Origin of the sequence: Streptomyces marianii, from assembly GCF_005795905.1 — a bacterium.
Classification (GTDB): domain Bacteria; phylum Actinomycetota; class Actinomycetes; order Streptomycetales; family Streptomycetaceae; genus Streptomyces; species Streptomyces marianii.
This window is the reverse complement of sequence record NZ_VAWE01000002.1, coordinates 221,435-244,267: the sequence shown is the minus strand read 5'-3', so window position 1 is coordinate 244,267 and position 22,833 is coordinate 221,435. Positions and strand designations below refer to the sequence as shown.

The following is a 22,833-nucleotide window of genomic DNA, read 5'->3' as shown; positions in this document are numbered from 1 at the left end:
TGACCGGGTCCGGTGGACCCGCCCGTTCGAGGCGGGTAGTTCAGCGATGGACTAACCAGGGCATAAGATCGACGCGCGATGCAGAGCCCCACCATCAGGTGCGATACAGAAACGTACGGTAGATGTGTGGATCGATCAAGCCGGTTGCCGTTATGGTTCTGTCGTCGCCACCCAGGGTCTAGACCGCCAAGTCGCAGGAGTTCATGTGCCACGTCAGTTCGACGGCAGCCGAGTTCGGGCTGTCAGACGGGGTAAGGAGCTCAGCCAGAAGGAGTTGGGCGCGCGAGTTGGCGTCCGCGGCCCGACCGTGGCGCGCTGGGAGAACGGCGAGGAGTTCCCCAAGGGGGAGAAACTCCCTGGCATCGCCAAGGCACTTGGCCAGGACCTCGATGTGCTCTTCCCTCATGACGGACCCGTCGACCTGCAGCTCCTTCGCTGCGACGCCGGCCTCAGCGTGGCGCAGGCCTCCGAGATCATCAACGCCAGTCGCGTACCGCTGAGCAACGCGGAGTCCGGCAGGCGCCGGCTCCAGGATGCCTACGTGGGCCCGCTCGCGGACGCCTACGGAGTCACGACGGAGGAGCTGCTAGCCGCTCAGGACGTGTCCTTCGGGATACGCCGGGTGCGGTCGCTGCGAGATGTGCGGCCGTCCGCACCTCGCACGGTCGGCGAGAAGATCAACTATCTCCTGGAGCACGGGTACGTCGGCCGGACGCCTCCGTCCGACGAGCAGATCGCACGGGCCGTCAACGAGCACAGCGGCACGGCCGGCATAACCGCCGCCGACATCGCCTCACTCCGTTCCGGCGCCACGACGACTGCTTCGGACGCAGTCCGTGCCGGGCTGGCTCATGCCCTCCAGGTCGACGTCGCTCTCTTCCAAGACGACGCGGAGCTGAGTCCCGCGGCCGGTGAGTTCCTGGAAGCCATTCGCTTCCTCGGGTCGATTCAGCAAGGTCAGATCCTCGGTCTGGCCGCCCGCGGCAACCAGGCAGGCCTGTCGGCCGGCATGATGGCCAAGATCAACGAGGTCGTCGGAGAGCTGAAGAACAAGCTGCCGGACACACACGGCGAGGAGTGACCCGCGGGCAGCGGGTCCGGACACGCCGCCCAACTGCCCACGCGGCGTCGCAGCAGGGCCTGCCGGGGACGTCGCACACGGCTCCGAGGCGCACGGCCTAGGCTCGATCAGCCCCCAGAAACACAAACCCCCGGCCGTCGTGACCTCGCTACGAGGTGACGACGGCCGGGGGCGGCTGAACCGGGCGGCGCCCGCCCGGGGGACGACTACGGCGCGGCGGTGAGGTCCACGCCCAGCAGGTTCGAGAGGGCAGCCACCGTCTGCTTGGGGTCCTTGTTGTACACCCCTGCGAAACCGAGCTGCTCCGCCGCCTGGACGTACGCCTCGGTGTCGTCGACGAACACGCACTCCTCGGCGGGCATCTCCATGAGCTTGAGCGTGATCTCGAAGAGCTCAGGGTCGGGCTTGCGCAACTGGTGGTGCTCGGAGATCACGACGACGTCGTAGAGCTTCTCCAGGTCGTAGCCGTCGTAGAGGTCCCAGGGAGCGAGCCCCACACTGTTGGACAGGATGCCCACCTTGATCCCCGCTCGCCTTGCCGCGGCGGCCGCGTTGATCAGCAGCGGCTCCGGGCGCAGGCCGCCGAAGATCCTGCCCATCAGGTTGTCGGGAGAGACTCCCAGCTTCTTGCCGGCGATCTCATTCCACTCCGTCTGGGTGACGGCTCCGCGCTCGAGGTCGCTGGTGATCCGGACGCCTTCCTCGTCCAGGTACAGGGCGGCGATGCAGGCGCCCTCGGGAAGGCCTTCGCGCTGCTCGAAGTCGATCACCACGGGCAGGAGCGGCGTAGTGAGCACGCCTCCGAAGTCGAGGACGAGGCCGGTGCGCTGAGACATGCAGGAACTCCAGTGCTGAGAATCTGGTCGCCGCCCGTACTGGACAGCTTCCCGGCCCCGGCGTACGCGTGGCGGCGGCAGCGCCTGCGCTTCGCTTGCCAGGGTCGGCGGTATCTACAGGGCGGAAAACGATGCCACCCACATCTGACCCACGGTACCATTCACCACTTTGCGGAGCTTGTGACCCCGTCCACATTCAGTGATGCCGCATGGCACCCTGGACTTCCCTATGCCAGGTACCCTCCAAATGGAATCGAATTTCCCAGCTCAAGGAACTGGTACAGAATTACGGGAACCCGCATTTCCGGTTGCAGCTTTTCACGCGTCCGATTCAAGGCTCAGTTCTGCGGACTGCTGCAGAAGCTCCTGAGCGGCGTCCGGGGCGATGAGCGTGTACGCCTTGCTCACCCGGATGAGCCAGGCCGCCTCGCTGTTCGTGTCAACGAAAGGTTTCTCCTGAAGCGGACCGGTCGCGTACTGGCTGGCCTTCGTGGTGGCAGCAGCACGGAGGGCTGCGGCGATCCAGTACGCCTCGGCCGCCGGCTCGGGATCGGGGTGCGAGGCGGCTGCGTCTTCCGCAGTCCACAAGAGCGCCTCCGGGGCGTAGTACCGGAGCTTCTCGCAGGCGTCGGCGATGTCCTGGGTCCATCGGTCCAGGCGAACGTCGCTTGGGACCCGCATGTGGATCAGCTCGGCCAGGCGCGACCCGGGCGGGTAGAGGCTGGTTCCAGGGAAGGCCTTCACCAGGTCGAACCAGAGCGGGTGGAGCCGGTAGAGGGTTTTCCATGTCTTCCAGCGAGCGGCTACAACGCTGGTCGTGGGAATGCTCGCGCCCACCGCCACAATGAGGAAGAGCAAGTTCATCCACATTGCCGTGAGATCGATGAGCGTCTCCACTGTGGAACGGCTCATCGGGAAGAGCACCGCCGTCCACACGATGACGATTCGAGCCGTCGTGTGGAGGAGCCCCATCCACATGGAGATACCCATGAGCCTGAGGCCGATGCGCATACTGGTCGTCTCGGCGGCTCGCGCTCCCCTTGACCACTGGTAGCCGCAGACTGCCGTGGTGACCAACGGGAAGAAATAGAAGACGCTCATGTACGCTGCGGCGCCCCATTCCCCTGCGTGGTCGATGAGGAAGTCTTCGCTCTGTCGCTGGCGGTCTACCACGAAGAAAAAGAGGAAAGTGAGCAGAGTCACGCCGATTGCGCCTGCTTTGTAGGAAGCGCGGGCTATCCAGCGGGACACCGTGACGTGCCGGGGCGTCACGGCCTCGGAGCTCTTGCCGTAGCTGGTCGCCACGTACGTCAAGGACGCGATGATCGCCGCGGTGCTGGCGAAGTGCCTGAGGAGAGCGTTTAGGTCGATCACGGGGATGCGGTCCACCGCATCCATCGCGGCCGGCGTGTAGAGCCACAAGGCCACGGAGAATCCGGCGTAGCCGCCCCAGAGGGCGCGGCGGTGCGCGTCGCCGTACCGGACGGCGGGGAATCGCCACACTGCAATGAGGGTCATCACTGCAGCGGTCAGGTACCTGAAGAAGTCGAGCATGCCGTCCGTTATTCGTGTTTGGAGCCACGCCGCGGCGGAGCAACGGGATGAGAAAGCGAGGACTCCAGGAGGCTGACCATGTCGTCGCCGGTCGGCGGCTGACGGCGCGCCAACCGCTTGATCAGGGAAGCTGACAGCTCGGCTTGCTGCTCCTCAGGGCTGTCGTAGTTGACGCGTCCCTGGACCAGAGCCGAGGGGAACCGGCGAAGGACTTCCTCCCGGATGTGTTCAGGGACGTATCGCTCGGTCTCTTCCGCGGTCAGGGTGCTTCCGTGGTCCAACCACTCGTGCGCCAGTTCGTGGAGGATGATGTGCTCGGTCTGGTTGCGGCTGATTCGGCGGCGGTAGAGCACGACCGTGAAGTCTGGTGTCTTGACTCGAAGGCCGCAGGCTGTGCCTAGCCCGCCGTCTGGGTCGTCGAACGGCACGAGCCGAATCTGACGCTGCAGTGCGTGCTCCATGTTTCGGACGAGTGCCTCGACGCTGAAGGGGGTGGGCACCGGCAGATCGGCGAGGAGCTTCTCGCACTCCTTCATGAGGTCTCGCCGTGCAGGGTTCCTGCGCCACCGCATGACAGCGTTCGCGAGCTGTCGCGTTCTACCGCCCGGTTCTGCGCGCGAGCCGCGGCTCTCCACGCACTGGGTGGTCGTCTGTCGTGGAACCCATTTCATCATCCCGTCCTCCTCGCCCTGCCCGGATCCACGTCCGAGGGCACGCCCCGCACCGCTCGCGCGACCAGCAAGTAGTGGCCGCCCTGTGCTTTCGGAGCCCCCCTGTCGCTCAGCGTGATCAAAACGCGGCGACCATGCGCAAGCATTCGGTTGCGCAGCGCGCCCACTATGTCCACCGGGTCACGCAAATGCAACCACGAATTCCACTTACCTGACGGGCTCCCACTTCGGGGCACTGTGTCTGGCGATGCAGAAAACGGAGGTGAGTCGCAAATGGGATACGCCGGGCCGGACCTCAGAGCGGACGTCGCAGCTTTGCCCAGCTCATAATGGGTTTGGATGGAGACGGGGCAGCGGCATGTTCGGTTCTCTTCGCCAGCGGCGTCTGCTGCGGCGCGAGGTGAGAGTCGCACCCACTCCTGGCAGGTAAGGCGCTCCGCCGGTACGCGGCCGCCGGCCCGCCTCCTGCCGTGCGGCTGCCGACCGACAGGCCGCGGCAGAAAGAGGTATCGCCGCATGCTTGCCTTGATCGTGGGTACTCTGCGTAATATCCGCACCGGCATCGACTTGGTGCGCCGGCATGCATCGGATGGTGCCCAGCGAGCCCAGGAGAGGCCGGACTTGCCCGGCCCGCCGCATGCTCATCACTGGTACACCTCTGGTCGTTCATCGCAGGGGTGCCGCCCCCATAGGAGACCCCCCGTTTCTCGCCAGGTGAACGTAGTCTCCCAGCCATCACAGCGTCAACTATAGTTTAGGCACTTCGAGAGAGAGCAGTGACTGTGGCCCGAGTGAACGAGAAGCTGGAGAGCGAGACGCCGGAGGCGGCTCCGCCGGTTCCCGTTCCCGGCCCGGGGGCCTCCTTCGCCGAGCGCCTGAACTACCTGTTCGACCGCGTGCGCCCGCCGGGGGCGGAGGAGTACAGCAACGCGCACGTCGCCCGGACAATCTCTTCGTATGGTGAGACAAGCATCACAGGCGCCTACATCGGGCAGCTCCGCAAAGGCGCCAAGACACCAGGGCTGCAGCTGGTCCCGCTGTTCGCGAAGTTCTTCGGCGTCAAGGCCGCCTTCTTCGTCGAGGACGAGACAACCCGTAGGGTTACTGGCCAGTTCGAGCTGTTGCGTGAGCTGAGTCAGGCGGGTGTGAAGCAGGTCGCCCTTCGTGCGATCGGGCTCTCCCCGCAGAGCCTCAACGAGGTGATGAAGAAGATCGAGGCCGTACGGGCGCAGGAGGGCCTGCCGCCCGCCCCGGAAGACGATCTTTCCTGACCTGCTACTACGCTTCGGCTCCAGGGGGATCTCGAGAGGAACACGCATGTGGCATCGCCGTCGTGCGCGTCGGCCTGCGGACAAGTCCGCGGAGATCGAAGAGCGTAGCCGTGCTTTCGTCAAGGACCTGGGACTGCCGGCGGTCGACAGTGTTCTCGACCTCGTGCCCTTCATGGAGCAGCTCACGGGTCGAGAGATCCGTCTCATGCCGTTCACTCCGGACGTGTCGGACCCCGACTCCCTGGAGCCGGTGGCGGCGTGCGGCGCGTGGCTGGCGACGGCCACCACTGACTACCTCTTCTACGACGAGGGAGTGAGCCCGGCGTACGCCGAGGTCGTCGCAGGCCACGAGTTCGCCCACATGCTCAGGCACCGGGACTCCAAGGAGTCCCTGGACCTCTCCAGCCTCAGTGGCCTCATCACGGACATCGATCCCGCCACTGCCCAGCTGATCCTCGGTCGCACCCGCTTCACCGAGCCGGACGAGTTCGAGGCCGAGATGATCGGCTCCCTCCTGCAGGAGCACGTCCGCAGGTCCCGCGCCGCGGCAGCCCGCGCGCCGGAGGCCGACGATCCCATCGCCCGCACGCTGCTGCGCTGACCGGAACAGAGCACCTTGAAAGACATACTTCACCCGCTGTGCCTGGGTATCGCCGGCACCGGGTTCCTTCTCCTGCTTCGTGACATGAGCAAGCACCGGCGCAACCCGGCACTGGTCGCTCTGGGCTTCACCTACGGGTTCTCCGCGCTCAGCTACGCCATCTCGCTCACGTGGGTGTGGGTGCGCATCGACGGTGTCTTCGGCGTCCCGAACATCGCCGTGCCGATCGCCCAGAGCTGTGTGGTGCTGGTCCTGGCCCTCCAGGCCAGCGTCCTGGCGTACTGGTCCAAGCCCGCCGACGCCGCGCGTCGGCGCACCCGGCACCTGCTCCTCGCCGCCGGACTCGTCATCGCCGCGATGGGCGTGCTGTTCAACCTCCTCACCCCCACCGCGCAGCGCCCCACCGACTTCTCGCTCTACTACGCGCACGACCCGTACTTCCAGGCCTACCTGTTCCTCTACATCGGCGTATACACCGCAGCCGAGTTGTACCTCGTCCGGTCTTGCTGGAAGTACGCCCGCTCCGCGTCGAACCGGTCGATCGCCACCGGCCTGAGGGTCGTAGCAGTCGGCGCGACCATCACCCTCGGCTACAGCGGCATCCGTATCGCCGGTGCCCTCGGAGGGATCTTCGGCTTCAGCGTCAAGAGCCTCGACCCCTACGCCTGGCTCTGCGGCGACATCGGCGCCACCCTCACCCAGATCGGCTACTTCCTGCCCGTGCTGGCCCTCCGCGCGGACTCGCTCAGGGCATGGGTCAACACCCACCTCGTCTACCGCCGGCTGCGGGGCCTGTGGACCGCGCTCACCGAGGCCCACCCCGGCATCAGTCTGCTCCAGCCGAACCGGCAGCAGGAAGCCCTCCTCCAAGGCCGCAGCGTCAACTTCCCCCTGCAGCGCCGCAGCACCGAGATCCGCCACGGCCAGAAACTGCTCCGCATCTACCTGGACCCCGCCGTACGCGCCGAGTCCGAAGCCCTCCGCCGACAGGAAGGGCTCGCGGATGCCGACCTGATCGCGGCCGTCACCGCCGACCAGCTCCAGGCCGCGCTCACGCGCCTTCACGCCGGCGCGCCGGTCAGCGACCCGGCCGAGTACGCGGACTCGGATTTGCCCCTGCCGTCCTACGAAGACGAGCTGCGTCACCTCGAACGCGTCGCCGGCTTCTTCACCCCGCCACGCGCGGAGACCTCCGTCACCGACCCCGCCAGCACCACATCAGGAGCTCGTACGTGATCCTCCGCCGAACCGTGCTCACCGCTGCGACGGCTCTTGCCGCGGTCACCGCCATAGCCACTCCAGCCAGCGCACGTCACCGCCACCCATGGCAGACGTCGCAGCTGCATCTGGCGTCCGCCGGCGAGCAGCTCACCGCACTACGCGAAGGCCGGATCACCAGCCGCCGCCTGCTCGAACAGCACCTCGCTCACATCACGCGAGCGAACCCGGCTCTCAACGCCATCGTCACGCTGGACGCCGACGGCGCCCGCGCTGCCGCGGACAGGGCCGACACGCACCTCCGCCGGACCGGCGAGCCACTCGGAGCCCTCCACGGTCTGCCGATGACCGTCAAGGACGCCCTCGAGGTCGCGGGGATGCGCACGACCTGCGGCTCTCCCGACCTGTCGGAGCACGTTCCCGACCGCGACGCAGACGCGGTCGCCCTCCTGCGCGCAGCCGGCGCGATCATCATCGGCCACACCAACGTGCCGGCGATGTGCCAGGACATCCAGACGTCGAACGCGCTCTTCGGGAAGACCGCGAACCCCTTCGACGCCCAGCGGACCGCGGGCGGCTCTTCCGGCGGTCCCGCCGCCGCCGTTGCCGCAGGGCTCACAAGCCTGGAGGTCGGCTCCGACCTCGCCGGATCCCTGCGCCTCCCGGCCGCCTACTGCGGTGTCTACGCCCTGCGTACCTCCCGCGGCGCGAGCCCGATCGTGCCCACGCGCGGCCACATCCCCCGTCCTCCCGGCTGGTCCACCAGCAGCGACATGCTCACGCTCGGCCCGATCGCCCGCACCGTCGACGACCTCGCTCTGCTCCTGGACGTCCTCGCTGCCCCGGCCCCCGCCGACCGAGCCGGCTGGAAGGTCGACCTGCCGGCTCCGGCCAAGCGCAGGCTGGGCGACTACCGCATCGGGATCTGGGCCGACGACCCGTACTGCCACGTCGACGCCGACACCCGCGCGCTGCTCCAGCACGTCACCGAACTCGTCCGAGACGCCGGCGCAGACATCGACGACACCACCCGGCCCGTCGACTTCCGCGAGAGCGACACGCTGTTCCAGCGACTCATGTACGCCACCTCGTCCGCGGCCACGACCGATGCCGCCTTCGCCGCGGAGGTCGAGGCAGCCGAGAAGATCCCGGCCGGTGACCCGAGCGGCATGTTCCTCCACTCCCGGACCATGCGACACAGAGACTGGTGCGTCGCCGATGAGGCCCGCCAGAAGCTCCGCACGACCTGGGAGAACTACTTCTCGGAGCACGACATCCTCATCACGCCGGCCACGCCTACCGCTGCCGTTCTCGACCAGACGAGCACGCCGCCACCTCAGCGATACATCACCGTCGACGGACAGAAGCGCTCGTACTACGACCAGACCGGCTGGCTCAACCTGACCAGTCCCGTTGGCCTGCCCTCTCTCGTGCTCCCCGCTGGAAAGACCGCGGACGGACTGCCGCTCGCCATCCAGATCATCGGGCCCTACCACAGTGATCGAACGGTTCTAGAAGCAGCCAGGCAGCTCGCCCGTCGTCTTCCCAAGCCGCCCCGGCCGCCCGCGTTCTCGGCGTAGCGCTGGTTCGGCGGACGGCACAGGCCAGTCGACGACGCTGGTGGGCGAGCCAAGCAGTCGTCACGAGATCGGCGCGGCGGAAGCCAGAAGCACGGCAGCGTCCGTCCTCGTCTGGGTGGAGGAGGGACGCTGCACTGCTGGAGCCCTTGATCAGCTCCCGGCGCTCATGCGGGACGGTCGGCCGAAGCCATCCGCTTCACTGGGCAGCAGCCGAACATCTGGGGGATGCGTCGGTCTACTCGCCCTTCGGCCGCCCTGAGGCCAGCCCAGGGGCAAGCCGCGCGCAGCGGGCCGCGTAAGCAGCTAGGTGCTGGGCTTCGAACTCGGCGGCGTCCCAGTCACTTGCCTGTACATCGCCTCCGGGCCAGACGTACGCCCAACCCCGCCCACCGTTGGCCAGCGGCAACTCTCGCAGCTCGTATCGGGTGTCCTCGAACGCGTCGAGGATGCGCCACTCCTTGTCGCTCAGGTCGGTCAAAAGCACCCCGGAGGCGAGGTTGGCGGGCGGTCCGACGACAAGGCCCGGGTAGACGCGGCCTTCGAGTGCGGCGGCGCGGTAGCCCGGCACGAAAGCCGGAGTTTTCTGCGGAACTCGACCCAGTAGGGCCCGGAGGACGACATCGAACTGGAGCGTTCCGTAGCAGAACAGCGCGTCGGGGCGTTGCGAGAGTCGGTTTTGGCGCTGAGTGCTTTCAGGAACCGAGGAGGCTATGGCTTGCGTCATGTGCTTTCCGGTCTCAGTGGGAGGTCAGGTACATCGCGTCGTAGACGGGTGATTCGGGGGCGTGCTTGATCTGGCCGAGGACCGTGTACCCCCACCGGAGATAGGCATCGTGAGCTGGCTGGTTATCCACGATGCAGGTCAGGGCTGTGACGGTCTCCTCCCGGCCGGAGATGACGGTGTCGTGGATCTGGCGTCCGAGACCGCGATTTTGCTGAGCAGGCAGCACCATGAGCTCCCGCAGCCAGAAGATGCCGCCCGAGTCGGCGAGTTCCTGCAACAGGGTCGGTCGCCGGGTTCCGAGGGACGTCCACCAGGGCTTGTCGGGGGGCAGGGTGGCGCCGTGGACGTATCCGACGATCCGGCCGTCCAGCCGGGCTGTCACCGTCTCGAAGCCTTCGGTGTCGAATGCGGCCTCGAGTCGATTCCGGAACGAGTCGACGGAGAAGAAGGGGTCGCCGATGTAGGGCGGCGTGTCGTACACCGTGGCGTAGACGTCGACCAGCTCGGTGAGCATCGCCTTCGCTGACTGCGCGTCGTGCCGCTGGAACTCCGGGTCCACCGTCTGCACTCTCCTCTGCTTGCTCACGCGACGTGAGTTCGGATCTGTTCGAGTAGGTCCCCCACGCCGCGGGCGCGTCGATGGGGAATCAAGCCGTCATGAACGATCGTCAACTGCGCAGTCGTCCGTGTGGACGACATCCCGCTTTCGACGAGCTGGAGTGCCTGCGTCGCGGCGGCCAGGCCGTGGTCGATGTCGCCGTTCTGCACAGCCGCGACCGCGAGCCGGCCAAGGCACATCCCGCGGTTCCTGGAGTGGGCGACGTCCTGAAGCGTCTCAGACCGTGCGAGAAGCTCTTGAGCTCGGGCCACCTGTCCGAGGTCGAGCCGGCACATGCCCTCCAGACATGTCAGCTCGGCCAGGTTGAGGAAGTGCGCCCAGTCCGGGTCCAGCTCGTGGTCTCCGCGCTCCCACTCCTGCCAGGCGCGCCTGATGGCAGCCTCGGCGTTGAAGACGTCCCCGATGCGTGCGTGGCCCTGGGCCTCTCGGATAGCCAGCAGCGCGGTGACGCGGCTCGGCGCGTTCCAGAGCTCGGCATGCCGCTGTCCGAGCTTGGCGAACCGCACGGCTTCCCGTCCCTTGTTCAGGTCGACGGCCTGGCGGGCCATGTTGCTCAGGGTGCGGCTGGCCAGCACGTCGTCGCTGGTGTAGTTGGCCGCGTTGAGCGCCTCGGAGAAGTACTGGCGGGCCTGGGTCTGCAGTCCTGCGTCGTAGCAGAACCATCCGAGCGACGTCGTCAGCTTCCCCGCGAGCGCGTGCAGCCGCTGGCCCAGAGCCTCGTCGTAGATACCCCGGTCGATCATGTGGTGTGTCCAGAGCAGATGAGCCCTGGTCGGTCGCCACAGTCGATTCGCGCCGAACTGCTGGTCAATCGCGTAATTGTCGTCGGCTGCGCCGGACAGCAGCTCGACCTCCTCCGGCGAGATTCGCCACTCGCCGCTGCGGTTGGTACCGGTAGTCGTCTCGGCCAGCCATGGGGGCGGCGCCTCATCCGTGAGAGGACTGGAGCCGGCGGCGACCAGGAGAGGACCGGGTGAGGCCTGGCTCACCAAAGGCACCGGCGTGAGAACCGCAGGACCCGCCTCCTCATCCGTTGGAGGGCGGAATCCCAGTTCCTCGACGGGGCAGTTCCAGTAGGCGGCCAATACCGTCCGGCTGTCAGGATGCGGCCAGGGAGGAGGGTCGGAGTTCTCCCACTTGGAGTACTGGCGGATCGTGAACGTAGGCGTCTTGCTCAAGCGCCCTTCTGCCCGAAGGCGTCGGGCAAGGGCTGAGAGTTCCCGTACGACGTCCTCTTGCGTGCGGTTTGCACGGGTGCGTAACCGCTTGAGTTCACGCATGGCCACCTCCTCACCGTCTGGATGGCCTCACGGTAGCGACTTCGACAGCCTCGCGTGAGGGTTCGTCACCTAGATCCCCAGGTCAGAGGGAAAGGGCAGGTGAAAGGGCGGCCAAAGGGCGTGTAGGAGGCGGCCAGAGTTCCGGGGAAAAGACCTGTTCACCGCTCCAGTCGTTCGCTGCACTAGGTGACGTTGCAGACACCGTGTGTTTCATCGCGATACGTGGGAGAGCTCATGGAGGTCGGCGAGGTCGCCGAGAGCACGGCTCTGTCCGTGTGGTTCTCCACGGCTACCCCGTGCCCGGACACGGCGGCCAACTGGTGGCAGGAGAACCCTCACCTTCCACGCCGTCTTAAGTGCGGCGTGACCTTCGACGTCGTCATGGCAGATCGGCAGCTGATCGAAGCTGCCTACCGGCTCCTTGATCAGTACGAGCAGCCCCTTGGGCCCGCTGTGAGGTTCACCAGCCTCCGCTCCGCCGCCGTGTTGGTGCCGAGCGGCACAGTTGAGAGCTGGAGCAGTCTGGTGGCCGCCTCCCAGTGGCCGAGTGGGCTCCCCAGGCCGGCCTGCCTCGGCCTAGGCCACGCCATCCTCGTGCCCGCCCCCGCCCCCCGATTGGCGACCGGAGTCGCACAGTGGCTCGTCCCGCCCGACGAGGAGCAGGCGATCGGCGGAGCGCCGCTGCTGACAAGCCCTGCGCCGCTCGCCCGATGCCTCGCGGAGGCTCTCACCCTCCACGCCCCCGCGGAGCAAACGCCACTGCGTCGTGCCGTGGCAGTGGTCAGGTCCGCTCTGCCGTCCTCCAGGAGGTCGTGATGGCGACGACACCAGCACAGACGCCGCGTACAGCTGTATCGGGGCGACTTCCTGGGGAACAGAACGGCTCAGGGGCGCTCGCTAGCGTTCTTCCAGTAGTTCTGAAGCATGTCGGTGGGCCATGGCGGCTGGTGCACCGTTCCGCGGGGCAGCATCTCCTGGAAGACCGGCGCCAGGTCGACGACAGGGGTGCCGGCGTCCGCGTCCAGGTCCGTGACGCGCAGGTCCCGTCCTTCCACTCCCAGCAGGCGCGGGTAGGAGATTCCGATCCGGGCCGGCCGCCTGTGGTTGCGGTGAACGAGGCCGCCGGTGGCCGGCCAGTCCGGATTGCCGCGGGGACTCCGGGGCTCGAGCTCGATGTCGCTGTCCGATCCCAGGCTGAAGTGCCAGACCACTTCCAGGTGGCTGAACTCCTCGATGCCCTGGAGGGCACTTTCGGGGATGCTCGGGACGAGACGGATGATCGACTCGACTCCGCCTTTGTAGTCGTCAAGGCGACCGGTCTGGCCCCCTACGACCGTGGCGATCACGGGCACCTGGATGAACTGGTCGAACACGCTTCCGCTCCCCTCCTGGACCTTCTCCTCGGGCGCCGACGCACGCGCGTTCCGCTCCGGGCTTCCTTACCGTACGGGCTACCGGTCTGCAAGGACGGCACGGGCTCGTACGTCGAGGTCGGCGGCCGGGCCTCCGCCTCGGCGGAGAACGGGGCTCAGCGCGCGGCGCATCTGCACCACGGTCTGTCGGGCTCGCCCGGACTGGACGCCGGTCATCGTGTCGAGTGCCTGATGCCACGTGGCGCAGGCCGCCTCGAGTTGCCCCTGCTGGACCTGTACCTCACCGAGGTACCCGAGGGTGACGGAGTGGGTCCGCTTGAACGGCGTTTGGCGCGTGCGGACGCTCCGCTTGAACTGCTGCTCAGCACCCTTCAGATCGCCCATGTCCCGCAACGCGGCGGCGGTCTCATGTGCGAGGCTCGCCTCGCCGAAGAACCACACCCGAGCGGGCTCGTCGCCGTCCTGGGGGGCGCGCGAGAGATCGGACTCTGCACGGTTGAGCGCCTCCGCGGCCTGCTTCTTGTAGCCAGCGGCGGCCAGTCCGCGGGCATGGACGACGCCGAGGAGGGCCTTCTCCCTCCAACAGGCCTCGGCGTAGCGCCGGCTGGAGAGAGAGCCCTCGGCCAGGCGTACGGCTTCCTTGGGCTGATGCAGGTCCACGGCCTGGTGGGCCATCGCCCGCAGCACGTGCCCGGCGAGCGGCGCGTCGCCGGCCTCCTCGGCCAACTGGGTTGCGAGAGTCAGCCACCGCAGCGCAATCGGGTGTTCCCCGGCGTCGAAACTCGTCCAGCCCGCGAGGTAGGCGAGCTCGGCAGCGGCCGACGTCATATCCCGGCGCAGACCATCGGAGGAGAAGCGTCCCCCAAGGAGTTCGGTGACGTCGGTGCGCAGGTAGGCCACCAGGGCGGCGCGCCCCACCCCCCGGCCGCCGCGTTGCTGGTCCCGCCGGGACAGGAAGGCCGTCATCTCGCGCACGCTGGTGACGTCCTCGGCCGTCACCGTGTGCTTCGACAGGGGCTTGCGGGTGCGGGCTCGGGCAGCAGATTCCTGCCACCAGCCTTCGGTGGGCAGGGCCAGGCCGGCGACCGAGTAGGCCGACTGTGCCAGTACCTGGCGCCGTGCAATGTCCATGTCCGTGCTCCCGAGGGTCGCCAGCGTCGCGAGGGTGTCGACGCTCCACGTCGGCGTCTGTGGGTCGGCGGCATCGTCCGTTGCCAGCCCGATGTCGGTCAGCGTGATGGTGCGGCCGAGGCCACGGGAGAGCGTCTCGGCCAAGATATGCGCTGCACGGCCTTCGGGTGTGGCGCCACCGATCCAGCGGGCGATGCGGGAATGGTCATAGCGCAGGAGCTCGGTCGCGCCGTTCTCTGCGGCGACAGCCCGGAAGCGAGCGGCCAGTTGCCGCTGCGACAGGCCCCATTCCTGGACGACGGCTTCCAGTCGAGTGTTGCGTGTGCGCCCCATACGTGTGCGCCCCTGTCCCCGAAACGATCTTGCACCACGTGCACCACATCGGCGCGCTGGCCGGGATTCCCGTCAGCCCTCGCACGCGGTTGTCTCGTGAAGACGATATTCCTCCAACCCTCCTGCCTTGCAACGGAATCGGCCACGTCATGCCTACGAGCTCGGACGGTGACCGGAATTGGCCCCTATGGGGCTGAGAAGGGGAGCTGATGAACGTGCACGACTCCGCGGTCGACCTCTACCAGCCGGCCAACGCCACCCTGGCCGCCCGCAGTCTGCAGGGGCCTAACGTTGCCGAAGCGGTCATGGCCCAGGCGCCCGGCCGTATCTCGCCGACGTCGCTTGAGTGGCGCCCCTTCGAGAAGGTGGTCGTGGTCTCTGCGGACCCGGCCGCTGTGCCCCAGGCCCGTCGACAGCTGCACCGGTTGATGTGCAATTTCGGACTGGCCTTGGTCGCGGACGACCTCACGCTTGGCGCCCAGGAGCTGATGGCGAACGCGGTGACCCACGGTTGCCGCGGACAGGCGGCAAGGGAGTTCACACTTAAGGCGTCCTGCCTGCGTGGACGTGTTCGGATCGAAGTGCAGGACCCTTCCCCCGACCTACCGCTCCCTCGTTCTGCGAGCGACGACTGCGAGGGAGGCCGGGGCCTGGTGCTCGTCAACGAGGTCGCCACGCGCTGGGGATCCAAGCCGGGGCCCGGCCAAGGCAAGACGGTGTGGATGGAACTGGACGCTGCCGATGAGGAGGCCGCGTCGTGAACCTCCGTCTGTCACGAGTCACCATTCGCCGCAGGTCCGCTGAGGTAGTTGGCAGCTCCCGCTCTTTTGCAGCTCCCGTCAGGGAGACCCTGGCCCTGGTGCTCGACGAGAACGCACCCATCCTCGACAGCGACCAAGACATCGACGACGTAGTCCTCCGTCTGCGCGGTCACCTCATGGAACTCGGTCATGCCACGCCCGAGCCGCCACGTCCGGCCATCGAGGAAGCGTTCAAGGCAGCCCGGCTGCTTGCGGACATCGACGTGCCGACGGGGCACGTTCAGGCTCGCGTTCATCTGCGACAGCTGGCCGAAGCCGTGAACCTGGTCATCACCGAGCTGACCAACGCCGGCGCGGTGTGCGGTCACCAGCCCGAATGTCCCTCCGTTGAGAACCGTGACTTCCAGGCCGCGCAGGTACGTGTTCGCCACTCCGAGATCGGGTGCAGCGAGCTGTGCAACGGTGTCCTCGTCTTCGACGACACCGGATGTCTCCTCCCGTCCGGCAAGGTCGTCGACCCGCGGCGGCCTCTGCCTCTGGTCGCAAGCGGCCCGAAGGCGGTGACGTCGTGATCTCCACGTACCTGACTTCTCCCGCTCGGCAGGACCTGGGAGTCCACATCCTTGCCCCCGAGGAGGCGTGCGACTTCGAGTACTGGGCCGCGCGGCTCGTCCACATCGAGCTTCTGCGTGACGCAGTAGCGGTGGCCCTGTACCGGCTCCCCCTCCTCGCGGTCCCGGCCGGCAGGGGACGCCGCGGCGGTCGCATGGACATGGTCTTCGCCGGCTGCGCGGAACTCGCCGCGCGCGAGCTTCACGGACGCCCCGGATTCCACAGCGTCGCAGCGATAGGGACGGACGTCGTATGGGGCGAGCCGGTACCCAAGGACCTGACCCCCGATGCCCGACGCCGGTTCTTCGGTCTTCACGCACAGCCCCAGGCCCGGCCGTCGACCGCGTACCAACGGCAGGCGTGCCATGCCTGAACCGCCGTCGGTAAAGCGATCACGGACATGGCGACCGAGCCGTCTTCAGGTCCGCATCGCGGTCTTCGTCCTGGCGATGGTCACCATCAGCTATGCCGGATCCGGGCCGACGCCGTGGTGACCACCCCCGGTGTGATCATCACCGTTCTCATCGTGACGGCCATGGGCCTCCTCATCCACTTCGGAGCGCGAACCGGCCGGCCTTGGCCGCCTCGGCCGGACCACAAGCCCTCGACGCGACCGCACGAGCGCCCTGATCACCACAGTCCGTCCCCGCCGCGCGACCTGTCCTGACTCATCCGAACGACGACACAAGGACCCACCTCCATGCTTCATGCCGTTCCCGCATCACCCACTGAGGTGCCGCAGGCGCCCGCCCGGATCGTGACGGGCCTCTACCTGCGGTGCCTGCGTGAAGCGAGAGGCACCACGCTCGAGGACGCGGCCCGCGCCGTAGGGGGGTCGACCTCCGCCGTCAGCCGGTGGGAGCGTGCTGAGTCCCCCATCCGGAAGGACGCGCTGCAGACGCTGCTGACGCGCTACGGAGTGGTGGGGAAGCACGCCGCCTTCCTGATGCTGCACATGCCGCCGCAGAGCTACAGCCGCGACCAGCGCGACGAGCAGGGCCTCGCCCGGCGGGCTCCGCACGACTTCTGGGCGGATGTGGCCGACCACGAGGCGACGGCCCGCTACATCGCGGTGATGCGGACAGCAAACGACGTAACCCAGTTCTGCATGGCGGTCCCCGCCGGCCTGCGCACTCCGGCGTACCAGCAGATCGTGCTGGACCCCGACGTCTGTGCCACCCCCGATGAGCCCGTGCTCGGACTGCCGTCATGGGTGCACAGGGTCCCGTGGGCCGCGGGCCAGCGGCGCACGGTGCTGCTGGACGAGACCGTGCTGACCAGGGGAGGCAGCCAATCCGAGGCGGTGGCCGGCCAGCTTCGTCATCTGGCCGACCTCGTGAGCCGGGAGGAATCCGGCGTCCGGGGCCTGGTTGTCCGCATCCTGCCGATGAGCCCGGTCCTTTTCGTCCACACGGTCGGCTCGTACGCGGAGGTGACGCTCCACGGGCACCGCCTGGTGACGAGCATCGGCCTCTTCCCCACCTACAAGACCGGCTCCGGCGCAGCCCGGGCCATAAGCGCCGGGCTGAGGGAGGCCGTCGCCGCCGCGTGCAGTCGTGAGGAGACCTACGACCGGCTCGTGCGCGCGGCCGACGCCATGCAGCGGAGGGCCACCTCGTGATCCTCGCCCGCCTGCTCACCCTCCTGCTCGGCGTCGCGCCGCCTGACGTGCCCATGGCCCGGCTTCTCGTCCTCGATGAGGAGGCCTTCATACGGCGTGTCCGTACCCCGCGTCACGACGACAGCGACGGCTCCGAGATCCGGCGCTCCGGGCGCAGGGGTGCGGGCATGGCCGCCCCCGCCTGCGCCTGCCTTGCCTCGCCTGGAGGCCGCACGCCATGACCGCGATGCTGCTGAACGCCGAAGCCTCCCGCTGCCCGGTGTCCCGACCTCGGCCGGAGCCCGGGATCGTGATGCGGTCCGACCAGCGGATCCACGCCCCCAGGCTCCGTATGAGCCGGGACGGCCTCACCTACGACGGTGCTGGCCCGGCAGACCGCGACCCCGAAGGGTTTCTGTGGCCACAGGTCATCGGCCCGGAAACCGGCCGTTACCTCTACGCTGACGTCAACCCGGTCAAACAGCGCCTCGCGATGCAGAGTCCCCACCGGCTGCTGTGCCAGGTCGGGATGGGTCCGGCGACCAGAACCGATGCCGGTGTGCTGTGGCTCGTCCCCAAGGCCACCGGCACAGCCCAGGATCCGGTCCACCCCCGATGGCCGGAGATAAGAACGACCGAGCCCCCGGTGTGCGCCTTTCACGCGCCGCACGCCGCTCGCGGCTGTAAGCGGATGCGCCGTTTCGGGTACGGCGCCTTCTTCGTCCGCGAGGCGGAGCTCGTCGCCGTCGAGGGCACCGTCTACCGTCCGTCGCCTGCCGGTGGCATCCACGTCTTCAAGGGGGCGATGTGCGAACTGGACCCGTCCGACGAGGAGGAGCAGCCCGAGAGCACCGTTGATCCGCGTTTCATGCTCGCCCGTCATCTGGTCCGGCAGCTTCGTGGCATGACCCCGGTCGATCTTTCCGACCCGGACCTCTACCTCAACGCTGTCCCCTGCAACCAGGAAGCGGGGTGAGCAGCGTGCTTGTGCGCCTTCTTCCCGCAGCCCGGGCCAGTGACTACCAGCAGTTCCGTTCGATCCTGGACGATCCCGCCCTGGCCGATGAGGGAATCGCCGTCCAGACCTGGGGCTCCCCCTTGCTTCTCGTTCCGGTCGGCGGCCAGCGCCGGGGCGGCTACTACCCGGCGGCGACCTGGAGCACCACCCTGCAGATCTGGCTTCGCATCAGGCGCCGGCAGGGCTTTCCCCGGACACGGATCCGCTGGTCCCGCGATCTCGAGGTGTGCCACAACGTCATCTGGGGCGCCGAACCTCCGCAAGAGGGCGACAGGGCGCGCGGCCGGTTCTACGGCTACAGCGAGACGGCGATCAACGACTTCCTCTCCCGCTTCCCGCAGGTACAGGAGATGCCCGATGCCCCCGCATGACCCCGACCACGAGGCCGGTTCCCCACACCTGAGGCTGTGCCGTCCGCTGCCCGGGGGGCCTGCTGGCCCGTACGGCAGCGACGACGACTGGCGTCGGCGTCCTGCCATCGCCCGGGTCACCGACTACCTCATGGGCGGGACCGACAACTACGAGGTCGACCGGGAGTTCGCCCAGCGACTCCTGGCCGTCGCCCCGCCGCTGCGGGCGATGGTGCAGATCAGCGGCGCGTTCCGGCCCCGGGCAGTGGCCGTGCTCGCACACGAGCTGCGGATCGGGCAGTTCATCGAGCTGGGGTGCGGCCTGCCCTCGTACGGCCTGCCGTCCACGCCGCAGTCACGGGAGAGCAGATTCCCTTGGCCGGTCCATACCTACGATGTCGCGCGGGCGTTCCACGACAAGCCCCGGGTCGTCTACGTGGACAACGACCCCCGCGTAGCGGGTCATGCCAACGTCGTCCTGGCCGAAGAGCCCGGCACCCGGCACCTGCACGCCGACGCACGGGACGTGACCGCGCTGCTCACCTCGGACGCCTGCCGGGTCCTCGACTTCGACCGGCCCGTCGCCGCCCTCGCACACGACCTCCTGCCGTGGATGGACGACGCTGACGCTGCCGAGATGATGCATGCGCTGCGCGAGCGGCTCCCGGCCGGCAGCGCCATCTCGGTGACCCACGCGACCACTGACGTGGCGCCCGGGATGATGGCGGCGCTCGTCGGGCACTACGCGGACGCCGGCATCCTCTACCGGCCGAGGACGCTGCAGCAGATCCAGTCGCTGCTCGGTGCGTGGACCGTCCTCTCGCCCGGCGTCCTGCCGACCGGCCTGTGGCGCCGGGATCGGAGACTTCCGCCCGGTATGGGCCCTTCGGCGGAGAAGAGCCACCGCTTGCCCCCGGGTGACTACTCGCACGCCTACGCCGCCATCATCACCGCCCCGTAACCCAAGGAACTGTCATGTGTATCCACGAGCCGCCCTGCCCCGGCGCCGAGGCCGCCGACCGCGAGGCCGCGCGCCTGCGGGCGCACCGCCCTGAGCAGGGCTGGAGCCTGCTGTGCAACGGTGTCCTGCTCTTCGAGGACACCGGTGAGCTCCTCCCCGACGGGCAGGTCGTCGCCCCGCACCGTGCCATGCCGAACGGGGCGGTAGCCGCGTGAGCCTCATCCCCGCCCCCCGCCAGCCCGCCGAGGCGCCCCTGTCGAAACGCCGTGTGGGCCGGATCGAGGACCACGCCTACCTGGGCAATATGCGCACCGGTGCCCTGGTCGACCGGGACGGCAGCATCGCCTGGATGGGCCTGCCGCGCTTCGACTCCAAGGCGCACTTCACCAGCATCCTGGGGACCGAGAAGCACGGGCTGTGGCGCATCGGCCCCGTCGGCCCGGACGGTGCTACGCCCGCGGCGGACCGGCGGCGCTATCTCGATGACACCCTCATCCTCGAGTCCGTCTGGACCACCGAGGCCGGCACCGTCAGGGTGCTCGACTTCATGCCCACTACTGGCGACGCGGCGCAGCTGGTCCGCATCGTCCAGGGCGTCGCCGGCCGGGTCGCCATGCGCTCCGTTCTGCGGGCGCGGACGGGCTACGGACGCACGACGCCGCAACTCGTCTTCGGCGGGCGCCGGGTGAGTGCCCGCTTGGACGAGGGCAGGTTCTGGCTCGACGCGGACGTCCACCTCGGCGCGCGCGGCGATGACCTGCTGTCCGAGTTCGCCGTGTCCGAGGGCGAGCAGGTGGCCTTCACTCTGTCGTGGCAGCCGGACCAGACCACCCCGCCGCCGCTGCCCGCACCCGCCGCCCTGCTGCGGCAGACCACGGACTTCTGGACCACCTGGGCCTCGCACTGCACCCACACCGGCGCCCGCCGCGACGAGGTCATCCGTTCGCTGATCGTGCTCAAGGCGCTCACCTACGAGCCGACCGGCGCCATGGTGGCCGCCCCCAGCGTTTCGCTGCCCGAGGAGATCGGCGGCACCCGCAACTGGTCCTACGTGTACTGCTGGCTGCGCGACTCCGCGTTCGCCGCCGAAGTTCTTGCCGAGTTCGGCTACCGGCAGGAGGTGCAGGACTGGATCGGCTGGCTCACCACCGTCATCGGTGACGACTTCGACAACCTGCAGATCATGTACGGGGTCGGTGGTGAGAGGGACCTGGCCGAGGAGGAACTCGGCTGGCTGCCCGGCCACGCCGGTTCTCGTCCGGTACGGATCGGCAACGGCGCGGCGGGGCAGCTCCAGCTCGATGTGTTCGGCGAGGTCGTCTGCGCCCTGTACAAGGCGCAGCAGCACTATCCGGACCTGGCGCCGGCGGTGGCACCGCTCATCACCGGGCTTGTCCGGTGCGTGGAGAAGCTGTGGCGGGAGCCGGACGAGGGGATCTGGGAGATCCGCGGGCCGCGCCGTCACTTCGTCCACTCCAAGGTCATGGCCTGGGCGGCCCTCGACCGGGCCGTCCGGTTCACCGAGGCGGGCCACATGGACGGGCCGCTGGAGCACTGGCGCGTGCTGCGCGACGAGATCCACCGGGATGTCTGCGAGAAGGGCTACGACCCGCAGCGCAACACCTTCACCCAGTACTACGGCTCCACCGAGCTGGACGCCGCCGTCCTGCACGCCCTGCTCTCCGGTTTCCTGCCCGCCGACGACAAGCGGGCCATCGGCACCATCGAAGCGGTCCAGCGGGATCTGTCCATCAAGGGCGGCTACCTGCTGCGCTACCGCACCAGCGACGACGGGCCGGGCGTCGACGGCCTGACCGGCCACGAGGGCACCTTCCTGATCGGGCTGGGCTGGCAGACCGTCTGCCTCCGGCGCATCGGGCGGACCGACGAGGCTGAGATTCTCACCGACGCGCTGCTCCATGCCCGCAACGACGTCGGACTCCTCTCCGAGGAGTGGGACCCGCATGCCGAGCAGCAGCTCGGGAACTTCCCGCAGGCCTTCTCGCACACCGCGGCGCTCCTGGTGCTGGCGGCCGCGCCCACCGCAGTGGAGCAGGACTCGGCGGAGGTGGCCGTCCCGTGAAGGCCCTGAACCCCCCGGCGTACGCGCCGTACGACGCCGTCCCCGTCCGACCGCCGGTGAAGATGGTGCGGTGGCTGCGGCACGCCGTCCACACGGGCGTCTACCTCGCCACACTCCGTCTGCCCGTCGGCATCGCCGCGTGGGTGTACGAGCGCCGGCCTCGGGCTCGGCGGCGCCTTGCCTCGGACCGTGAGCCGCTCCTGTCCCTCTTATGGGTCGGAGCCGTCATCGGCGGCCTGGTGCTGGTCGTCGTGATCACCGCCGGCGAAGCCGCCGCCACACCCGCTGGAACGATCGCACCGGCCTCGTACCCCCTCGCTACCGAAGAGCAGTCGCCTCACGCGGCGACCAATGCCACGGCGGCACCTGGCGGCACCAACCACACTCCCGATGACGGAAGGCCACAGGCCCAGACTTCCGGCGAGCGGGCAGTCCCGGGAAACGACGTCCTTCTCGGTGCAGTCTGCGCGATCGCTGTATCCGGCCCGTACGCCGCGCTCCCCCAGCAGACTCATGAGATCAGCATGACCAGGACGGCCGTACCGTCCTTGACGGCCGAGGTCTGGAATCACCTCTATGCCTCCGGGCGGGTGACACCCCGGCTCATCGGCGACGGTGAACGCCGGGCCGCCCACAGCAGGTTGTCCCTGGTCCGCGGTATGAGTGCGGTCGATCTTGGCTGCGGCACCGGGAAGTGGACACGGCAGCTCGCGGCCTGGGGCCTGGACGCGATCGGCTTGGACTTCTCCCAGGTCGCCCTGGAGCAGGCCTGCGCTGCAGTGAGCCGCGCCCGCTACGAGCTGTGGGACATCGACAACAACGCGACGTCCGGCCTGCTACTTCCGGGCAGCGTCGACATCGTTTCCTGTCGGCTCTCCTTCTCGTTCTTCGACCGATCCCGGCTGCTGCCGAACGTGCAGCGGTGGCTGGCCCCGCGAGGCCGGCTCTACATCCTCACGGACGTCGCCGATCAGCACGACGGGCAGCTCCCTCCGTACGAGTGCGCAATGACCGAGGAGGAGATCTCGTCCCTCGGCAATGACGGCTGGCATGTGCGGGACATGTTCCGGCTCAACCGGCGGGCGGGGATCGTCCTCCAACCGTCCGGACCGTCTGGGCCGTGAAGCCCCTTCCCGCCGCGGGGCGCGCGCCAGACCCCGAGCAGCCCTGCTGATC

At 68.3% G+C, this 22,833-nt stretch carries 25 protein-coding genes; 17 read left to right on the top strand and 8 right to left on the bottom strand.

What is annotated here, in order from left to right; translation table 11 throughout:
- The first annotated feature begins 205 nt into the window (after positions 1 to 205).
- The gene (locus FEF34_RS39050; protein ID WP_138058191.1) at positions 206 to 1,081 is read left to right on the top strand and encodes a helix-turn-helix transcriptional regulator; all 876 of its coding nucleotides are present in this window, start codon (positions 206 to 208) and stop codon (positions 1,079 to 1,081) included.
- Positions 1,082 to 1,287: 206 nt separating this feature from the next.
- On the opposite strand, the gene FEF34_RS39045 is transcribed toward FEF34_RS39050, so the two are convergent.
- The 3 genes from FEF34_RS39045 to FEF34_RS39035 all read right to left on the bottom strand — a co-directional run bounded on the left by FEF34_RS39045 (position 1,288) and on the right by FEF34_RS39035 (position 4,007).
- On the bottom strand, positions 1,288 to 1,917 hold the full coding sequence (locus FEF34_RS39045; RefSeq protein ID WP_138058190.1) for an HAD-IA family hydrolase: 630 nt from the start codon (positions 1,915 to 1,917) through the stop codon (positions 1,288 to 1,290).
- Positions 1,918 to 2,235: 318 nt separating this feature from the next.
- Positions 2,236 to 3,471 (bottom strand): MAB_1171c family putative transporter, encoded by a 1,236-nt coding sequence (locus FEF34_RS39040; RefSeq protein WP_138058189.1) that lies wholly within the window; start codon positions 3,469 to 3,471, stop codon positions 2,236 to 2,238.
- A gap of 8 nt (positions 3,472 to 3,479) precedes the next feature.
- Positions 3,480 to 4,007 (bottom strand): hypothetical protein, encoded by a 528-nt coding sequence (locus tag FEF34_RS39035; protein ID WP_138058188.1) that lies wholly within the window; start codon positions 4,005 to 4,007, stop codon positions 3,480 to 3,482.
- A gap of 926 nt (positions 4,008 to 4,933) precedes the next feature.
- Between FEF34_RS39035 and FEF34_RS39030 the strand changes: the two genes are divergently transcribed.
- Genes FEF34_RS39030 through FEF34_RS39015 form a run of 4 tightly spaced genes read left to right on the top strand, consistent with a single transcriptional unit; the run spans position 4,934 to position 8,812 of the window.
- Entirely contained in the window at positions 4,934 to 5,413 is a 480-nt protein-coding gene (locus FEF34_RS39030; RefSeq protein WP_234043336.1) for a hypothetical protein, read from the top strand.
- 46 nt (positions 5,414 to 5,459) lie between these two features.
- Positions 5,460 to 6,014 (top strand): hypothetical protein, encoded by a 555-nt coding sequence (locus tag FEF34_RS39025; protein ID WP_234043335.1) that lies wholly within the window; start codon positions 5,460 to 5,462, stop codon positions 6,012 to 6,014.
- A gap of 15 nt (positions 6,015 to 6,029) precedes the next feature.
- The gene (locus FEF34_RS39020; protein WP_138058187.1) at positions 6,030 to 7,250 is read left to right on the top strand and encodes an MAB_1171c family putative transporter; all 1,221 of its coding nucleotides are present in this window, start codon (positions 6,030 to 6,032) and stop codon (positions 7,248 to 7,250) included.
- Positions 7,247 to 8,812 (top strand): amidase family protein, encoded by a 1,566-nt coding sequence (locus tag FEF34_RS39015; RefSeq protein WP_138058186.1) that lies wholly within the window; start codon positions 7,247 to 7,249, stop codon positions 8,810 to 8,812. Before FEF34_RS39020 ends, FEF34_RS39015 begins: the two co-directional genes overlap by 4 nt.
- A gap of 235 nt (positions 8,813 to 9,047) precedes the next feature.
- Here FEF34_RS39015 and FEF34_RS39010 read toward each other — a convergent pair whose 3' ends face one another.
- From FEF34_RS39010 to FEF34_RS39000, 3 genes are read right to left on the bottom strand one after another with little or no spacing between them, the layout of a single operon-like run.
- Positions 9,048 to 9,536 carry a gamma-glutamylcyclotransferase family protein gene (locus FEF34_RS39010; protein ID WP_138058185.1) on the bottom strand — a complete coding sequence of 163 codons (489 nt, stop codon included), beginning with the start codon at positions 9,534 to 9,536 and terminating at the stop codon, positions 9,048 to 9,050.
- Between the two features lie 13 nt (positions 9,537 to 9,549).
- Complete coding sequence (locus FEF34_RS39005) at positions 9,550 to 10,122, bottom strand: GNAT family N-acetyltransferase (protein WP_138058184.1); 573 nt, start codon at positions 10,120 to 10,122, stop codon at positions 9,550 to 9,552.
- Positions 10,119 to 11,333 (bottom strand): hypothetical protein, encoded by a 1,215-nt coding sequence (locus tag FEF34_RS39000; protein WP_138058183.1) that lies wholly within the window; start codon positions 11,331 to 11,333, stop codon positions 10,119 to 10,121. Before FEF34_RS39000 ends, FEF34_RS39005 begins: the two co-directional genes overlap by 4 nt.
- A 324-nt stretch (positions 11,334 to 11,657) precedes the next feature.
- Here FEF34_RS39000 and FEF34_RS38995 point away from each other — a divergent pair, with 324 nt between their 5' ends.
- Positions 11,658 to 12,251: a hypothetical protein gene (locus FEF34_RS38995; protein ID WP_138058182.1), complete on the top strand. Its 594-nt coding sequence runs from the start codon at positions 11,658 to 11,660 to the stop codon at positions 12,249 to 12,251.
- Positions 12,252 to 12,319: 68 nt separating this feature from the next.
- Here FEF34_RS38995 and FEF34_RS38990 read toward each other — a convergent pair whose 3' ends face one another.
- Both FEF34_RS38990 and FEF34_RS38985 read right to left on the bottom strand, forming a co-directional pair.
- Positions 12,320 to 12,808 carry a TrmO family methyltransferase domain-containing protein gene (locus tag FEF34_RS38990; protein ID WP_030379314.1) on the bottom strand — a complete coding sequence of 163 codons (489 nt, stop codon included), beginning with the start codon at positions 12,806 to 12,808 and terminating at the stop codon, positions 12,320 to 12,322.
- Between the two features lie 78 nt (positions 12,809 to 12,886).
- Complete coding sequence (locus FEF34_RS38985; protein WP_030379313.1) at positions 12,887 to 14,272, bottom strand: tetratricopeptide repeat protein; 1,386 nt, start codon at positions 14,270 to 14,272, stop codon at positions 12,887 to 12,889.
- Positions 14,273 to 14,481: 209 nt separating this feature from the next.
- Here FEF34_RS38985 and FEF34_RS38980 point away from each other — a divergent pair, with 209 nt between their 5' ends.
- From FEF34_RS38980 to FEF34_RS38930, 11 genes are all read left to right on the top strand, one after another.
- Positions 14,482 to 15,033 carry an ATP-binding protein gene (locus FEF34_RS38980; RefSeq protein WP_138058181.1) on the top strand — a complete coding sequence of 184 codons (552 nt, stop codon included), beginning with the start codon at positions 14,482 to 14,484 and terminating at the stop codon, positions 15,031 to 15,033.
- Positions 15,030 to 15,605 carry a DUF5999 family protein gene (locus FEF34_RS43525; RefSeq protein WP_267905306.1) on the top strand — a complete coding sequence of 192 codons (576 nt, stop codon included), beginning with the start codon at positions 15,030 to 15,032 and terminating at the stop codon, positions 15,603 to 15,605. Before FEF34_RS38980 ends, FEF34_RS43525 begins: the two co-directional genes overlap by 4 nt.
- Complete coding sequence (locus FEF34_RS38970) at positions 15,602 to 16,018, top strand: DUF6302 family protein (RefSeq protein ID WP_138058180.1); 417 nt, start codon at positions 15,602 to 15,604, stop codon at positions 16,016 to 16,018. Before FEF34_RS43525 ends, FEF34_RS38970 begins: the two co-directional genes overlap by 4 nt.
- 327 nt (positions 16,019 to 16,345) lie before the next feature.
- Complete coding sequence (locus FEF34_RS38965; protein ID WP_138058179.1) at positions 16,346 to 17,266, top strand: Scr1 family TA system antitoxin-like transcriptional regulator; 921 nt, start codon at positions 16,346 to 16,348, stop codon at positions 17,264 to 17,266.
- A complete protein-coding gene (locus FEF34_RS38960; protein ID WP_138058178.1) occupies positions 17,263 to 17,487 on the top strand; it encodes a hypothetical protein in 225 nt (74 codons plus the stop codon). The genes FEF34_RS38965 and FEF34_RS38960 overlap by 4 nt, the downstream gene beginning before the upstream one ends.
- A complete protein-coding gene (locus FEF34_RS38955) occupies positions 17,484 to 18,221 on the top strand; it encodes a hypothetical protein (RefSeq protein WP_199800773.1) in 738 nt (245 codons plus the stop codon). Before FEF34_RS38960 ends, FEF34_RS38955 begins: the two co-directional genes overlap by 4 nt.
- The gene (locus tag FEF34_RS38950; RefSeq protein WP_138058177.1) at positions 18,218 to 18,634 is read left to right on the top strand and encodes a DUF6302 family protein; all 417 of its coding nucleotides are present in this window, start codon (positions 18,218 to 18,220) and stop codon (positions 18,632 to 18,634) included. Before FEF34_RS38955 ends, FEF34_RS38950 begins: the two co-directional genes overlap by 4 nt.
- The gene (locus FEF34_RS38945; RefSeq protein WP_138058176.1) at positions 18,621 to 19,574 is read left to right on the top strand and encodes an SAM-dependent methyltransferase; all 954 of its coding nucleotides are present in this window, start codon (positions 18,621 to 18,623) and stop codon (positions 19,572 to 19,574) included. Before FEF34_RS38950 ends, FEF34_RS38945 begins: the two co-directional genes overlap by 14 nt.
- 14 nt (positions 19,575 to 19,588) lie before the next feature.
- Positions 19,589 to 19,789, top strand: coding sequence for a DUF5999 family protein (locus FEF34_RS38940; protein ID WP_138058175.1), 201 nt, complete (start codon positions 19,589 to 19,591; stop codon positions 19,787 to 19,789).
- On the top strand, positions 19,786 to 21,657 hold the full coding sequence (locus FEF34_RS38935; RefSeq protein ID WP_456114794.1) for a glycoside hydrolase family 15 protein: 1,872 nt from the start codon (positions 19,786 to 19,788) through the stop codon (positions 21,655 to 21,657). The genes FEF34_RS38940 and FEF34_RS38935 overlap by 4 nt, the downstream gene beginning before the upstream one ends.
- The gene (locus FEF34_RS38930) at positions 21,654 to 22,781 is read left to right on the top strand and encodes a class I SAM-dependent methyltransferase (RefSeq protein ID WP_138058174.1); all 1,128 of its coding nucleotides are present in this window, start codon (positions 21,654 to 21,656) and stop codon (positions 22,779 to 22,781) included. The genes FEF34_RS38935 and FEF34_RS38930 overlap by 4 nt, the downstream gene beginning before the upstream one ends.
- Positions 22,782 to 22,833 lie beyond the last annotated feature (52 nt).